We start from the raw sequence: 14,635 nt of genomic DNA, 5'->3' as shown, positions 1-14,635 counted from the left end.
CCTTTCATCACGTGATAGCGGTCTATTCATCGGCACAATCCCGCGTCTGACCGTATAGGCAATCGATTCGAGACTGGCCTCAACCGCCAAGCGTGTTCTTGTAAACTTTGCCGTCCTTCATGATGATCTTGAAGTTCTTGGCGGGGTCGGCGACCAGGTTGATATTCTCGAGTGGATTGCCATCGACAAGCAGCAGATCGGCAAGTGCACCCTGCTCCACGACGCCCAGCTTTCCAGCATACGGACTGCGTTTGCCTGACAATGCGAGCAGTTCGGCGTTGGTCCCGGTCGCCATGGCGAGCGCTTCGGCAGGACTGTACCAACGGACGAGCGAGGCCAGAATGGCCCCCTGTTGCTGCGCCAGCGCCTGGGAGAACAGGACATCGGTGCCCCACGCTGTCTTGATCTTGTACTTCTTCGCCAGCTCATATGTTCGAGCGATGCCGGGCCAGATTTCATCAGCCTTCGCGCGTTGGACTGAGCCTTCGGGAAAGCCTTGCCTCAACGCCTCAGGCAGAGGCTGCAAACTAAGCCACACGTCCTTCTCGACCATCAGTTTGGCGGTCGTCTCGTCCATCAGGAAGCCGTGCTCGATGCACTTTACACCCGCGGCAATCGATCGCTGAATCGCGGCCGGCGAAAAGGCGTGCACGGTGACGTAAGTCCCCCAGTTATCGGCCGCTTCGACGGCCGACCGCAATTCCGCCTCCGTGAAAGTCGACACATCGATCGGGCTGAACGGCGAGGAAACACCGCCACCAGCCGTCAGCTTGATCTGGGAGGCGCCCTGCATAAGTTGCTCGCGGACGCGGACGCGGACCTCGTCGGGGCTGTCGGCGACCATACTGCCGCCAAGCTGCTCCATGCGGCTGAGCATGCCGCCGATCGTCCGCGGCAGTTCGGACAACTGGCGGAAATCCCCATGCCCGCTGGTTACCGTGATTATAGCCCCTGATGGGTAGATACGGGGACCCGGGATAATCCCCGAGTCGATAGCGCTTTTCAGTCCGAATATGGGACCACCCACGTCGCGGACCGTTGTGAAGCCGCGCATCAGCGTGTCCGTCGCTTCAGCGCCCGCCGCGATATTGTTGTATCCCACGTCACCGTTGATTGACTGAACTGGAGTGGGCCGTATCAACATCGCATGCCAGTGTGCATCGATCAGGCCGGGCATCAGCGTTCGGCCATTGCCAGCGATCACCGCCACGCCTGGCTCGGCAGTGATCGGCGCCGTCGAGATGCGTTCAATGATGTTGCCTTTGACAAGCACACTGGACGGCCCGGAGAGCGAGCCACTCTTGCCATCGAAGATACGCACATTCTGGAACAGCGTGGCGGTGGAATTCGCCGGCAGATCACCTTGCGCGTGAGTGGCTGAGGCCAGCCCGACGGCCATGAGCGGAAGAAGCGTTACGACGAACATCCGTCGGGACATGGAAGTCATGGGGACACTCCCTGGATCACAAGTCGAATTTTACCGTAGGATCTTGGACTCGACGCCGATACTTTCGAACTAGCGGACCCACACTACTGATGCAAGCTGACGCGTGGGACTAACATCTCGAATGGACCACCCTCGGGGGCTCGTCAAAAAGATCTGACGGATCATTGCAATAGACCCTTCACGGATTCTGAAAACAGACGACATTCTAGACGCGATCTCGATTAGCGGGCGCGGAAGATCTGGCCAACAGGGGAGAATGCCGCCTTACAAGACGCCTTGGATTGGCCGGCGGGTCTGAAACAGTCTGAGGATTGCGAACGCGGCGGAAGCGGCAGCGAGATGCTTGAGCGTATGTCCGCTCACAATCGAGCCAACCGAAAAAATCTTCTCGTCCAGATATTCCAGCAGCTTGGCGAACGCATAGAGGGCTGCAGCGACGACCCAAAAGGATGCTCCAGTGTATTTCGGTGGGAAGAGCCGAAGAATCAAGACCAATGCGAGAAACGGAAAAAATTGCGCCCATGCATAGAGTCGCAAATCATCGGTCCAACGCCACAGCAGTAGGCTGAAAATGCCGATTCCCAGCAGCGGCCGCAGCAACATCGCTCCCGCTCTCGCATCCACGCGCTCCTCGACAACGGCGGCAAGAATTGCGGCGAAGCACAACGTCATGGGCAGCCGATCCCAAAACAAGGTACTGTCACTAGGATTCAAGTGATAATACGACGAACCGAAGCCGGTCAGAAATAGCCCGGTAAACAATACAGTTGTTGTTGCGTCGCGACGAACCTGCAACAGACCTACGGCTCCGACAGCGATAAACGGCAGATTCGAGACTACGTTCCAGAAATTCGATATGCCGAACAATTCACGCTGGTCGGCAAACTCATGGTAGTTTTGATCCTGCAACAATGGGGGAAGCGGCAGCAATGCCGCAAGTGAGACAATCATCAGCCCATACATAACCGGGACGGGCCGATCTCGCACGGTGCTCCTGATTGTCATCGGGCTATACGCCGTTGATCAAGTGATACGCGGTCGACGATTATCCTAAACGGCCGACAGGTCCGGCGCCGGCAACACTGACATTGCACCTCGACAGCCCGGCAGGCAGGAAATCACTGCGCCTACTGAATGCCTTGCGGCAACTCCACCGCGCTCATCGACGTCAAAAACCTGCAATGAAGCGCGGTCGCCACGGTGCATCCTACCAGAGCAGGCTTAACAAGTGAAGTCCGCTCGGTGTAGGTTACCCTGCAGTCGCCTCGGCTGTGAAATGACGGATACCTTTTCGGCCTTGCGAACGACAACGCCGATATGCGGTCGGTAAAACGAACCGGCGCGGGAGAAGCCAATGAGTTCGCTTCGCAGCCTCCTGTTCAGGCCCCTCGGCTGGCTGGTTGCGATCATCGTGTCTCTGTGCTGGGCCATACCGATCGTGTGGGCTACGCTGGCAATCTACTATTCGAACCTGCCATCGGGCGCCATGCGTTTGGCGTTGGCCATCGCCTTCGCGGCGTTCACAGTATGGGCCGCCTGGTTCTCGCGTCGGCGACGCATGTCCGCGATCGCGGTCGCGTTGTTCGTCGGCGTGGTCGCATGGTGGATTTCCATCCAGCCTTCACATGATCGCAACTGGCGACCGGAAGTCGCGGTGATGCCCCGAGCCATCATCGACGGCGACCGCGTGCGCCTCACCGGTGTTCGCAACTTCGACTACCGTACGCGGAATGATTTTACGGTTCGCTATGAAGACCGGGAAGTGTTGATATCGCACCTGATCGCCCTCGATTTCTATATATCCTACTTCACCGAAGGGCCGGTCGGGCATACATTCGTGAGCTTCATTTTCGACAATGCGCCGCCGTTAAGCATCTCCATCGAGACCCGGCCCGAGGTCGGCGAGGGCTTCGCGCCTATCGCCTCGCTGTTCAAGCAATTCGAGTTGATCTACGTGGTAGGCGACGAGCGCGACATCGTGCGCGTGCGCACCAACTACCGAGGGGAGCCGGCGTACCTCTATCGCCTCAATACCTCGGCCGACGATGCGCGCCGGCTGTTCCTGGTCTACCTTGGGCGGATCAACCAACTCGCTGATCACCCCGAATTCTATAATCTGCTGACCAACAGTTGCACGATCAATATAGTGCGTTACGCGAACGCCGCTGGGAGGAGCGGCGGATTTGACATCCGTCACCTCCTCAACGGCCTGGTCGACGGCTACCTCTACTACTCAGGCCGGATAGACACGACGCTGCCCTTCGGCGAACTGCGCAGACGCTCACGGATTAACGACGCAGCACTGGCGGCCGATGGCGCAGCCGACTTCTCGGATCGAATTAGGGCATCCCTGCCGACGATGCCCCGCTGAGATGGTTGAAATCGCTCGGCGATACTGCGGCCACTCATGGTAGCGAAGGGCGGCTCGACGCCAATCCAGCGACAGGAGTTGCCAGCGTTGCCCTGCGCGGCTGCCTGTGCCGTGGAGGCGCGAATGCTTCGCCCCCTCATGAACTAACATCCATCATGGACCACCTGACTGAGAGCAGCGTTGACTAAAGCGACATGGGCGTTGCATTCAATAGCTGCACAAACAGGACCTCCGGCAGCTTCGCATGAAGTTCAGAATGACGGCAACGCAGCACGTCGACTCTCGTTCTCTCCTGCGAGGAATGTGGCGCGCGACCGTAACAAATCAGACGTTTTGAGGAGTGCCCGATGCATCGGATTCTATCGCTGTTGTTTTTCCTGGTGCTGGCAACGACAATCCCGCTGGCGGATGCGCTCGCACAAAGTTCGGCGGGACGCGGCGCGGTGAACGGTGCAATCATCGGCGGCGCGATCGGCGGTCGTCGAGGAGCAGCCGTCGGGGCGGTCGCAGGTGCCGCCGCGGGGAGCCGGCATATGCGTAGCCATTACTACTGGCGCCATGGCCGTTGCTGGGTCCGCACGCACCGCGGATCCCATCCGGTATCGTCTCGATATTGCCGCTGAGGTCCAAGGGTCGCGCCGGCGGGTCTCATCGGACTGACAACTGGTGAAATGAGGCAATTACTCTGGCAATAAATTACTCTGGCAATAATTGTCAGCCTCTTCCTAAGCGCGGCAATAAGTGGTTTGCCGTGAATGTTGGTAGGGGAGCAATTGTCGAAACTTTTCCATTCAGCAATGCTTTCGGCACTCGTTGTGGCCGCTGCAATGCCGGCGTTCGCCCAGACGCAACGTGTTCGAGTGGGTGGGATAACCTGCGTTGCTGGTCCAAGAGCAGGGTTGCTGTTAGGCTCGCGGCGAGATCTACAATGTGTCTTCCGCTCGGACACAACGGGACACCAATACGTCTATGCGGGCAAGATAAGGCGGATCGGCCTCGATGTTGGAATCACCAGAGGGAGCCGGCTATACTGGGCCGTGTTCGCCCCGACAGCGCTTGTCGGCCGAAGTACCTTGAGAGGTAGTTATCGGGGCGCGAGCGGAAACGTTGCTTTGGGCGTCGGCCTGGGTGCCAAGGTGCTTATCGGCGGATCCCGTCGGATGGTATCCTTGCAGGCGCTATCGATTGAAGGCCAGATCGGGATCAACCTTGCGCTCGGCGTAACAAATCTGTCGCTCCAGTAGCCGCAAATTGGCGGATGCTTCAGGTTTAAGCGGCGGCCGTACAAATCGCCCGGGGTGCCGGAACCAATTGCGGTCACTCCCGCGCTTCGAGCGCGAACCCACGCTTGTCTGCAATGCTGCGCGAACACTCCTCTCGCGCGAGCTCGGCGCGCGTCAACTCGCGTTTACGGCTGACGGCTCCGGTTGGGTTGTGGCCGCCTTGGCGAGGGCTTCGCGCAGGGCGCTCTCCTTCGCGTCATCGAGGGACGTTTTCAGCACCGTGCCGCCGGCGCCCTGGATTTCCTTAAGCACCTTGTCCGCGGTCATATTCTGGATCAGCACAAACAGAGCCGCGTCGCCGGGCTTAAGATTGACCGCGAGCTCCTTCATGAATGCATCGTTGATACCATAGTCCGTGAACGCCCCGCTAAGCGCGCCGGACGCGGCACCCAAGGCTACGCCGATCAACGGATTCAGAAAAATTACTCCGATCAAAAGGCCCCAGAAACTGCCTGAGGCCGCACCTGCCGCCGTCATATTGACCAACTGGTTCAGTCTGACGGCTCCAGCGTCGGTTTTGACGGCGATAACGGCGTCGCTGAATTCGATAAGATACTGTTTCCTTAAATCGAACAGGCGCTGACGGACCTCCTCGGCTTTCGCTTCGGACGGATAAACAATAGCAACAAGGTCTGACATGAGATTTTCCTGACAAATTGTAAGGAACCGTATGGGCTTTCCGGCAAGCATTGTATCTTGGGCAGCCAAGCGCGTAAATAAAGTGGCCGTGGGCTTTAACTAAGTGGTCCGTTCGAAACGTAAGTTGAGCAGGACTCCCCTCGTCCGACCTCAACGAAGCCGGAGCATCCGCCTTCATCGCGGCCTTGATGCAAGCGAAGCCATCCGCCGTCTATCGCAGCGTCAACCGGGCCACCCCCAGCGCCAGATTGACACCAAACAGGCCTTCGACCGACAGCGGCTGCAGGGAAATCGTGCGACGGGATCCGCCAACGAGTACGTTGGCGCCCAGACCGAGACCGAACGACGCATTGCCACTGGCGCCTACATAGGTTCCTCTCAACGCCCCATATCCGACATGCGAGGTCGGTGCGAACACTCCCCAGAATAATCTTCCGCCGCCGGTGATTCCGACATCGAGGCCGACCCGGCTTATCGTGCCGGTGTAGCGGTATTGTCGCCCCGTTGCATTCGACCGAAAAACACACCGCAGATTCTGCCGCGAGCCAACCAGCAATCCCACGCGCGGAGCGGCGTCACAGGTCAATCCTCCGACTCGACTCGGCTGAGCCTGCGCGAACGCGGATCCTGCGAGGAGAAGTATCGACGCACACAGCACTGCTAAACGGCAGATTTTCGACATCAACTTCTCCAACGATCGTTAATTATTGCTTCGACCAACAGTGTGTATTCAAGTCCGCGTTGTCCCCTGCAACCACGGTTCCATGGCCCTGCTTTCAGATCGCCGTGATGTCCGACAACGACAACCGGACTTCGCTGATCGATGACTTGGCTTGCGATACCCCACTCGGTTAATGACCGAAACAGTCCGCTGCAATAGCGGAAGCGCTGCTCGGCGCCCCGAGTGGCCCATGTCGAACGTTAGTCCTACAACGTACGGTTAGCTGCTCCTTGTGGCGACCGCAGCGCAAAATCCGAGGCTGTAGCTCGGGACCGGTGAACTGATACGTCAGCATCGCGATGAGGCCGGTTAGGCCAACGCCAGTAGCCATATAATCATATACTCGGAGCATGTGGCCGCGCAGGCGCGTGTCAACTGCGAAACGTTTGATCGACGGGGGCGCCGGGGATGACTACGTTGCGATCAAGATCCGACATGGATCGCATCCTTTTCACCCGCAGAACACTTTGCCTCTAACCGCCACGAGACTCGGGGTAAGATCGGCGCTTAGGGGTCGCTAGCGCCAGCCGACTACATTTACCGCACCTGTAGAGGCGCCGACGCCTGGACCGGCATCGAAACTCTCTCGCCCTGCGCGGAATCCTGGGCGGCACCTCTCGTGCCGTCTGTCGGCTTCGGCCGACGATCGGATGGGTTGTTGGAGAGGTGACTCACATCTGCCGAATGGCATCCAGTCGCCGGTGGCGCTTTTAACGAAAGGCGTTCCCGTATCTTGCGTTGAGTCGATCGATGTTGTCCAAGCGCCTGGCAGGCGCGCCTTTCGGAGATGCCAAACGCCGCTTTGGCATGAAGCACGTAGATCGCACGAAGCTCCGGGCTAAGAGCTTCCGTCGTCGCCTCCAGCAAGATGAGCTTGTCCAGTGTTAGATCCGATACCAGCCGGCGTAGCCGGTTGATATCGTCTTCAAGTTCAGTCAAGTACTCGGCCAACTCGCTCTCGAGGCCTCCATACCTGTTCCGCCACCGATAGTAAGTCACCTCGGTAACGCCAATTGCCCGCACACACTCCGAAACCCGTCTGCCGGTGGCGGCCAATCCTTCGACATGTCTCAGCTTAGCCACGATTTCCTCGGCTTTATGTCTTCGCATCACCGGCCCTTTCATTAAGAAATCGCATGTCATCGCTTGCGATCGTCTTTGCTAGTCACCTCTCATTTCGAACATCCCGCGAATGATCGCTTTTGCAGCGACGCTGATGCATACCGCGACCATCGCGTAAGCGGGCGAGTTCTCGACGGGCCATACAGGCACGACCGAGACTCTTCATCGGCTCAGACTCCCACGCCTATGCCGTGCGTCTCAAAAATAGGCGATCAACTCCTATTGGACATTTAGATGCTTCATTTGCCGCTCGCGCCCCACAGAGACATATTGACAGCCGTTTCAGCGGAAGCAGAAACGCGAATACGTACAACTTAGTCTCCTGAAACTGAGACGAGATCGGCATAACTGTTACCACCGCCAGCCACACACCCGACGGCCCCTGTGCCACCGGCAGACCCAACGACGGTGCCTGCGATGGCGCGGACGCGGAACCGGGCGGGACGGTGGACGGACGGGGCGCCGCGACGGACGGCTGGCGACGGCTTGGACCCTGACTTTAAGATCCCCGGCCTCGTTCCCGAGGCCTTTTTCCAAAGCGAGCGGCATCGCATCGACTGTATTGAGAAGCGGGATCGCGCTGAAACCCGCGGCGACGGCCACGTAGAGAATCCCACGCAACGTGCTGCGGCGATCGATTACATCCATTGGCTCTCTCCCTTGGTCCGCTTTTTCCTTCGGCTCTCCATTTACTGGGACATGTCTCACAGGCGAGATCGGGTCGATCTCGCTAGATGGAAATCCGGTGGCGTTCGCGCTGAGTTTCGCTCGCGCTTTCTTAGGGCGGATTGTCTCGCAGATCAGCGCAAGCCGGAAGGGCTTCGACGTGCTCATGATAGAGAATTCGTGGTCTACGGCTCCGGCACCGTAGATGCGTCTACGGGTTCGGACGCCACAGACACCGAATAATTCGCTCGGGACTCGGACGAGGTCGGCCTGGGGGCTTTTGGTGTTACTATTTGATTTGGAGCGGCGGTGCGCGTCTCGCACGTGCGACCGTACCAACCAAGGGGCCGAAAAATAACCGGTTGAACTGCAACGCCGTTCCGGCAACGCCATAGCACCACTCCGTCGAAGGGGCCATTCGGCTCCATTCTATCACTCGACGCGATTTGATAGCTAACGCTCTCGTATAAACGGTGTCAACGCACATTCGGCGCAACGATCGGCTGCAGAGCGATCCAAGCTAGGAGGGATCCGATCACCCAACTTGCTGCTCTCGGGACTTCAGCAATATTCAACTGGGTAAGCCAGACTGACGCAATCGTATTCCTGCGCAATTGAGTCAAAGGCGCATTGACAGCAGAGGCGAGCGACGAGAATTTCGGAGCATAATAAAACAAGTGTACGATTGGGCTCTGCGCGATTAAGCTGCCGTCCTACCCAGCAAAGCCGACGACAAGAACCGGTAGGCAGGGCGCAATCGTGTGAACGAGTGAGGCTTAGTCATGGTAGCGAGCGCGAGTGACGGGCACGTTCTCCTGGTAAAGAAGCTAGGCGGGCTTATCTCAATTATATTCGGATGCCTCCTGACGGCGGTTGGCGTCACGTTCGAATCCACCAGTACAATTGCTGTTGGTGTTCTGTTTCTTGCACTTGGTGCTGTCCTTCTCACGCTTAAGATCATGAGACGAAATCAACGGGGTCCGCTCGGATAGCGCGTCGAGCAGGACTTTCAGCGAGCAATCAGTTGGCAGGGTTACAGGCCGAGAAGATTGGCACGCGCGCACCCTGGACAAGATGGGACGCGTCTTGAAAAAGCTGATAGCGAAGCGATCGACAAGCCCGCGATTAGAAAGCCTGCCGCTTACGCTTCGGCGCCTGGGTGACGGTGGATGCCAAGTGCTCAGAGTCGGGGCGCAGCGATGTAGCAGTCTCTGTTACTCGCCGGCTATTGATTGAGCTGAGGGAGCGAGTATTCATGTCGCTCGCGATTGGGGTACTGATGATATTGACCGGGCTCGCCATCATGGCGTTCGGCCTTTTCATGTTCTATGCATGGCTTCCACTGCTCTATGCCCTATTTGGTTTCGACGTCGGCCTGCTTCTGGGTCGGGCATTCACTGGGGATACTGGTACAACTGCAATTTTCCTCGGGATTGCCGGTGCGTTTATTCTTGGCGCAGCGTCTTATATTCTTGAGCCCTATCGGCGGGTTTTACTCGGCGTTTCCGGCGGCATCCTGTTCGGCCTTTCTGTGGCCGCCGCTTTCGGGCTCGATGGCTGGTTTGGCGGCTTCTTCGGCAGAGTGCTGGCGTTAGTCTGCGGCGCGGTCGGAGGCTTGCTTGTGCCGCGATTTTTCGACTTGTTTGTTGTCGGGGCATCTGCCGTCAGTGGTGCAGCCATGGTAATGACGGGCGCAAACCACATTCTCCCAGGCGTCGGATTTTTCGACCGTTCTACCGGCGGCGTGTTGCCGTCATTGATCACCGTAATTCTGGCCGTTGCCGGCGTGAGCTGGCAATACAGCAACATCGCAAAGTGGAATCAAATGTTGTCCGTGGACCACGATGTTTCAGATGCTTCGACAAGAAACTAAGACGGTCCGCTCTGACTTTGATTTTACAGTCCCAGGAGCAACTGGACGTGCGCAACGCACCTTCCTGTCGTCCGCCTTAGCGACGGCGGCGCCACGGTTTTCTTGCCGAGAGAAACGGTGACAATTCCGCCGCTGATCCATTGCTTTCCCGGGCCCCACTTATAAAGCCAGTCGCCAGACGGCACGCCATTCCGTCCATTCGCATCCAAACGCAACTCCTTGGCGACGAACGACAAGGTCGTGTGCGGTCAGGGTATCGGCACGGCGCGGACCGATACATCCACCTTCAGCTCTATCAAATCGTCTATACTACCTATAAAGCCACCCGATATCGGGAGCGCCTGCTCTGCTTCCCTGGTCACGCCTACGCGAATTAGATTTACCCCGGCGATCAAGCCGTTCGTCGGATCGTACTCGACCCAACCTGCGCCAGGCAAATAGACGCTGCACCAGGCATGCGTGCTGCCTCCCCCCCGGGTCGTACCCGAGGTATCGTCGTACAAATAACCGGTGACGAAACGCGCGGCGAGGCCGAAGCTACGCAGCGCTTCCATCATCAGAGCCGCAAAGTCGCGACAGGTGCCGGAACCAAGTGCCAGCGTCTGGGCAGCCGTCTGCGTTCCTTCCTCGTGGCGGGCGCCATAGCGGAACTCATTCTTGATAGCGTGCGTCATCGCTTCCAGCACCTTCAAGGTGCTCCTGCTCCCTGCTTCCGACACGACGCGGCCGGCCCAGGCATCGACCTTTCGATCCGGGTCCGGCATCTGGCGTTCGGCTAGGCGTGCAAGATCCGGAATCTCCTGAGCCGTGTATGAAAAGGGAAATAACTCGGCCGCGGTGTCGAGGCTATAGACCGGAAGTGGCTGGCCGTCGGGGTGATGTGTCATATCGAGCGTCGATACTATGCTGAGGCGCCTGGTTCTGAGCGCTTCGGGCCATTCCAGGAAGCAGATCGAATTGTTGAAAACGTCGTGCTTCCAGTAGACGCTGGTCGGCTCCGGATCGACTTCCAGCTTCGCGCTGTGCAGACGCAGATCGTGACTTTCATCCGGCCTGACCATCAGCCTATGGCGCAGCAGGCCTACCGGGTTGCGGTAGGTGTATTCAGTCGTGTGCACGATGCTGATCCGCGCCATATGCGCCTCTCCCGGCTAGATTGAGCTGATCTACATTTATGCCAAACGGCCTCGATCTACCGCGGATCGGACACTGTTAGACTGGACAATGACGGTAGCCAAATTATAGATCAACGGGCTCGGTTTGTCCTCGACGGAAACGTATTGATGAACCTCGATCTCACCCTCGTCTTGCTCGTGCTCACGGCCGCAATTGTGATGTTCGCCATCAACCGGCCCCGCATGGACGCGGTCGCGCTATTGGTGATGGTGGCGTTGCCCTTCACCGGTATCATTACCATGAACGAAGCGCTGGCGGGGTTTTCCGATTCATCGGTCATCCTGATTGCCGCGTTATTCGTGATCGGAGAGGGCCTCGTGAGAACCGGTGTTGCGCGCCGGCTCGGCGATTGGCTCGACGCAAAAGCAGGCAACAGCGAGAGCTACCTGCTGATCCTGCTGATGGCGGCCGTTGGCGGCCTCGGCTCTTTGATGAGCTCAACCGCCGTGGTCGCCATCTTCATCCCAGTGGTGCTGCGTATCTCGACGAACCGCAACACAGCGCCAAGCCGGCTCATGATGCCCCTGAGCTTCGCCGCGCTAATCAGTGGGATGCTAACGCTGGTGGCTACGGCGCCCAACCTGGTCGTGAACGCAGAACTGATCCGTCAGGGCGCGCAGGGATTCGGCTTTTTCAGTTTTACCCCGTTCGGGCTTCCGCTTCTGGCGCTTGGCATTGTCTATATGCTTTTCGCCCGCGGCCTATTGTCCTCCAAAGGTCCACTTCCTGCTGCGGACCGCCGCCCTGGCCTCCAGCAGTGGATCGAGCAATACCGCCTCGCCGATCGCGAAAAGCGCGTTCGCATCGGCGCCGGCTCGTCGCTGATCGGAAAACGCCTCGACGAACTGTCGCTTCGTTCTGTCGGAGTGAACATTCTTGCCATCGAACGCGGAACGGGGTTTGCGGCCAAGGTTTTCAACCCAACTGCGGGAATGGCTTTACTGGCGGACGATGTTCTGCTTGCCGATGTACACATGTCCGACGAGGACGCCAAACAACTTTGGCATTCCCTGATGCTTGAACCGCGGCCACTCAGTGAGGCCGGAAACTACTTCGTCGACCGTTCTCAGGAGATCGGCGCAGCAGAGGTTCTTCTTCCCGCTGACTCCAGACTGATCGGACAGACGGTGCTCGATGCCCGGATTCGCTCCGAATACGGCCTCACCGTCATCGGGTTGCGGCACGGCAGCAAAGTGGTTGCGCACGGCCTGCTCGAAGAACGGCTGAAAATCGGAGATACGCTGCTGCTGATCGGCTTCTGGTCAGACATTCGCGATCTTCAGTCCAAAAACGACGACATCGTGGTGCTGAATATGCCCGCGGAACTGGAGCAGATCCTTCCCGCAGCGCGACGGGCACCGTACGCGCTTGCCGTACTGGGACTGGTCGTCGCGTCGATGATCAGCGGCGTGCTGCCGAACGTCCAGGCCGCGCTGATTGGGTGCCTTCTGATGGGGCTTTTGGGTTGCGTCGATTTCGAAAGCGCCTATCGGTCCATCAACTGGAAGAGCCTGATCCTGATCGTCGGAATGTTGCCGTTCTCGCTGGCGTTGCAGCGGACAGGTGGGGTCGATCTCGCTGCCGACGCGGTGGTAGGCTTGGTCGGAGGCACCGCGCCGCGTCTCGTATTGGCGACCTTGTTCGTCATCACCGCGATGCTGGGCCTGTTCATCTCGAATACGGCCACAGCCGTGCTGATGGCTCCGGTGGCGCTGGCAATCGCCAAGGATCTCGGAGCTTCGCCCTATCCGTTTGCGATGACAGTCGCGCTGGCCGCATCCGCAGCTTTCATGACGCCTATTTCTTCACCCGTGAACACGCTGGTGGTGGGACCAGGACAATATAGTTTCGGCGATTTTGTGAAGGTAGGCGTGCCCTTCACCATCATCGTAGCGATCGTGAGCGTGCTGCTGATTCCGATTTTCCTGCCGCTACAATAGGCTGCCCGCCGCCACCGGCAGGTTTCCCGCATCGCGCTCTGCGTAGTGGTCCAAACGAAATGTCAGGTTCGTTTAATCACCCTTCGGGATCTCAAAACGCGCATTTTCCAAATAAGTGGGAGTGGACATACAGCGGAACGTCGCGTTTACGGCCGGCGTAAGCCGCATCTAGTGGCTTCTGTGGACAAGTCCACGTACGTGGCATCCAAGCATGGCGTTGTCGGCTTTACCAAAGGCGTGACGCTGGAGAGGGAGACCACTGGCATTACCTGCAATGCGATCTGTTCAGGCTGGGTACTCAGGCCACGGGTGATCGCCTTCGCATTCTCGCGAGAGACACTGGCAAGACGGCGAGGTCGACCATTCGCTGGCCGCGCGCGTACCCCGTCGAACAAAGGCACGACGGGTCGAATTTGACGAGACAGGCCGCGCACCGCGCGACCTGCTCACCCGCCTCCCTACTCTGCCGCGGGCAGCGCCGCAGGCGCCGGCGCGGTGAGTTTGTCGAGCCCCAGATACACCCCGCCTGCGACCAGAATGCCGACCAGCCAGCTCAGATCCGCTCCGCCCAGCAGGTTGATCGAAATCGGCCCCTGCAGTGCCGGCACTAGGCCGTCCTGCACCGACCAGCCCGCGACCAGGCCGACCAGGAAAGCGATGGTACCGGCCCAGTTGATGTCGCCATAGGCGCTGGTCTCCGGCGACTTGTAGAGTTCGGCGACGTCGATCACGCCTTTCCGCTTGATGAAGAAGTCGGCGAGGATGACGCCGGCATAGGGGCTCATCCACAGCAGCAGGCTGATCAGCCAGTTGTCGAAGGCCTTGGCGAAAGACGGCGCGGAGATGAAGTAGACCGTCACCGCGTAGCCGGCGACGCCGACTATCAGTGCCAGCGCCGTGCGCGACAGCTTTAGGCCCATGCTGAGCGCCGCCAGCGCCGCCGAGTAGACGTTGAGGATGTTGCTGGCGATCGGGCCGTGCAGCACCATCAGCAGCACGAGAATACTGGCAACGCCGCCGAACACCGCGCTGACCATTTTGGCGGGATCGGCATCCAGCGTCACCGAGGCGATGGTGGCACCGAGGATAGCGAGCCACACCGACGGCACGAACATGCCGATATAGCTGTACCAGAACACTTGCTTGGAGGAGACGCTGCGCGGCACGAAGCGCGAATAGTCCGAAGCCCAGGTCACCCACGAGATGCCCCAGCCGACGCCGACCGCGGTCATCAGCAGCGACAGCATCGCCAGATGCGCGCCGGGCGGCAGCGAAGTCTTCAGGCCCCAGTTGACGACGCCGGCCTGGCTCCAGGCCAGAATGCTCATCAGCACCATGATGGCGACGGTGGCCGGCACGGTGTATTTTTCGAAAGTGCGGATCGCATAGAACCCGTA

The 14,635-nt window shown here is 58.9% G+C and carries 13 protein-coding genes and 1 pseudogene; 6 read left to right on the top strand and 8 right to left on the bottom strand.

Annotated features, from left to right (window positions below):
- Positions 1–79 precede the first annotated feature (79 nt).
- Together JWR89_RS25930 and JWR89_RS25925 are read right to left on the bottom strand one after the other, a co-directional pair.
- Positions 80–1,399 carry an amidohydrolase family protein gene (locus JWR89_RS25930; protein ID WP_299721065.1) on the bottom strand — a complete coding sequence of 440 codons (1,320 nt, stop codon included), beginning with the start codon at positions 1,397–1,399 and terminating at the stop codon, positions 80–82.
- A 312-nt stretch (positions 1,400–1,711) separates the two neighbouring features.
- Positions 1,712–2,398, bottom strand: a complete 687-nt coding sequence (locus JWR89_RS25925) for a ceramidase domain-containing protein (RefSeq protein ID WP_299721062.1) — start codon at positions 2,396–2,398, stop codon at positions 1,712–1,714.
- A 403-nt stretch (positions 2,399–2,801) separates the two neighbouring features.
- Here JWR89_RS25925 and JWR89_RS25920 point away from each other — a divergent pair, with 403 nt between their 5' ends.
- The 3 genes from JWR89_RS25920 to JWR89_RS25910 all read left to right on the top strand — a co-directional run bounded on the left by JWR89_RS25920 (position 2,802) and on the right by JWR89_RS25910 (position 5,062).
- Positions 2,802–3,818: a DUF4105 domain-containing protein gene (locus JWR89_RS25920; protein WP_299721061.1), complete on the top strand. Its 1,017-nt coding sequence runs from the start codon at positions 2,802–2,804 to the stop codon at positions 3,816–3,818.
- Between the two features lie 347 nt (positions 3,819–4,165).
- Positions 4,166–4,441 carry a hypothetical protein gene (locus tag JWR89_RS25915; RefSeq protein ID WP_299721060.1) on the top strand — a complete coding sequence of 92 codons (276 nt, stop codon included), beginning with the start codon at positions 4,166–4,168 and terminating at the stop codon, positions 4,439–4,441.
- A gap of 132 nt (positions 4,442–4,573) precedes the next feature.
- The gene (locus JWR89_RS25910) at positions 4,574–5,062 is read left to right on the top strand and encodes a DUF992 domain-containing protein (protein ID WP_366143017.1); all 489 of its coding nucleotides are present in this window, start codon (positions 4,574–4,576) and stop codon (positions 5,060–5,062) included.
- Between the two features lie 153 nt (positions 5,063–5,215).
- On the opposite strand, the gene JWR89_RS25905 is transcribed toward JWR89_RS25910, so the two are convergent.
- The 4 genes from JWR89_RS25905 to JWR89_RS25890 all read right to left on the bottom strand — a co-directional run bounded on the left by JWR89_RS25905 (position 5,216) and on the right by JWR89_RS25890 (position 8,642).
- Positions 5,216–5,740 (bottom strand): DUF1269 domain-containing protein, encoded by a 525-nt coding sequence (locus JWR89_RS25905; RefSeq protein ID WP_299721059.1) that lies wholly within the window; start codon positions 5,738–5,740, stop codon positions 5,216–5,218.
- Positions 5,741–5,951: 211 nt separating this feature from the next.
- A complete protein-coding gene (locus tag JWR89_RS25900; RefSeq protein ID WP_299721058.1) occupies positions 5,952–6,422 on the bottom strand; it encodes a DUF992 domain-containing protein in 471 nt (156 codons plus the stop codon).
- A gap of 576 nt (positions 6,423–6,998) precedes the next feature.
- The gene (locus JWR89_RS25895) at positions 6,999–7,571 is read right to left on the bottom strand and encodes a transposase (protein WP_299721063.1); all 573 of its coding nucleotides are present in this window, start codon (positions 7,569–7,571) and stop codon (positions 6,999–7,001) included.
- Between the two features lie 363 nt (positions 7,572–7,934).
- Positions 7,935–8,642, bottom strand: coding sequence for a glutaminase (locus tag JWR89_RS25890; protein ID WP_299721057.1), 708 nt, complete (start codon positions 8,640–8,642; stop codon positions 7,935–7,937).
- An 862-nt stretch (positions 8,643–9,504) separates the two neighbouring features.
- Here JWR89_RS25890 and JWR89_RS25885 point away from each other — a divergent pair.
- Entirely contained in the window at positions 9,505–10,122 is a 618-nt protein-coding gene (locus JWR89_RS25885) for a hypothetical protein (RefSeq protein ID WP_299721056.1), read from the top strand.
- A 248-nt stretch (positions 10,123–10,370) separates the two neighbouring features.
- On the opposite strand, the gene JWR89_RS25880 is transcribed toward JWR89_RS25885, so the two are convergent.
- On the bottom strand, positions 10,371–11,258 hold the full coding sequence (locus tag JWR89_RS25880) for a transglutaminase family protein (protein WP_299721055.1): 888 nt from the start codon (positions 11,256–11,258) through the stop codon (positions 10,371–10,373).
- Between the two features lie 147 nt (positions 11,259–11,405).
- Between JWR89_RS25880 and JWR89_RS25875 the strand changes: the two genes are divergently transcribed.
- Together JWR89_RS25875 and JWR89_RS25870 are read left to right on the top strand one after the other, a co-directional pair.
- On the top strand, positions 11,406–13,238 hold the full coding sequence (locus JWR89_RS25875) for an SLC13 family permease (RefSeq protein ID WP_299721054.1): 1,833 nt from the start codon (positions 11,406–11,408) through the stop codon (positions 13,236–13,238).
- A 165-nt stretch (positions 13,239–13,403) separates the two neighbouring features.
- Positions 13,404–13,655: pseudogene (locus tag JWR89_RS25870) on the top strand (SDR family NAD(P)-dependent oxidoreductase); the annotation flags it as partial.
- A gap of 41 nt (positions 13,656–13,696) precedes the next feature.
- Here the strand turns inward: JWR89_RS25870 and JWR89_RS25865 are convergent.
- Positions 13,697–14,635 (bottom strand): cytosine permease (locus JWR89_RS25865; protein ID WP_299721053.1); only part of this gene is annotated, 939 nt, incomplete at its 5' end.

Origin of the sequence: Tardiphaga sp., from assembly GCF_028290785.1 — a bacterium.
Taxonomy (GTDB): domain Bacteria; phylum Pseudomonadota; class Alphaproteobacteria; order Rhizobiales; family Xanthobacteraceae; genus Tardiphaga.
The sequence above is the reverse complement of the archived record's forward strand: the minus strand, read 5'-3'. Positions and strand labels throughout refer to the sequence as shown.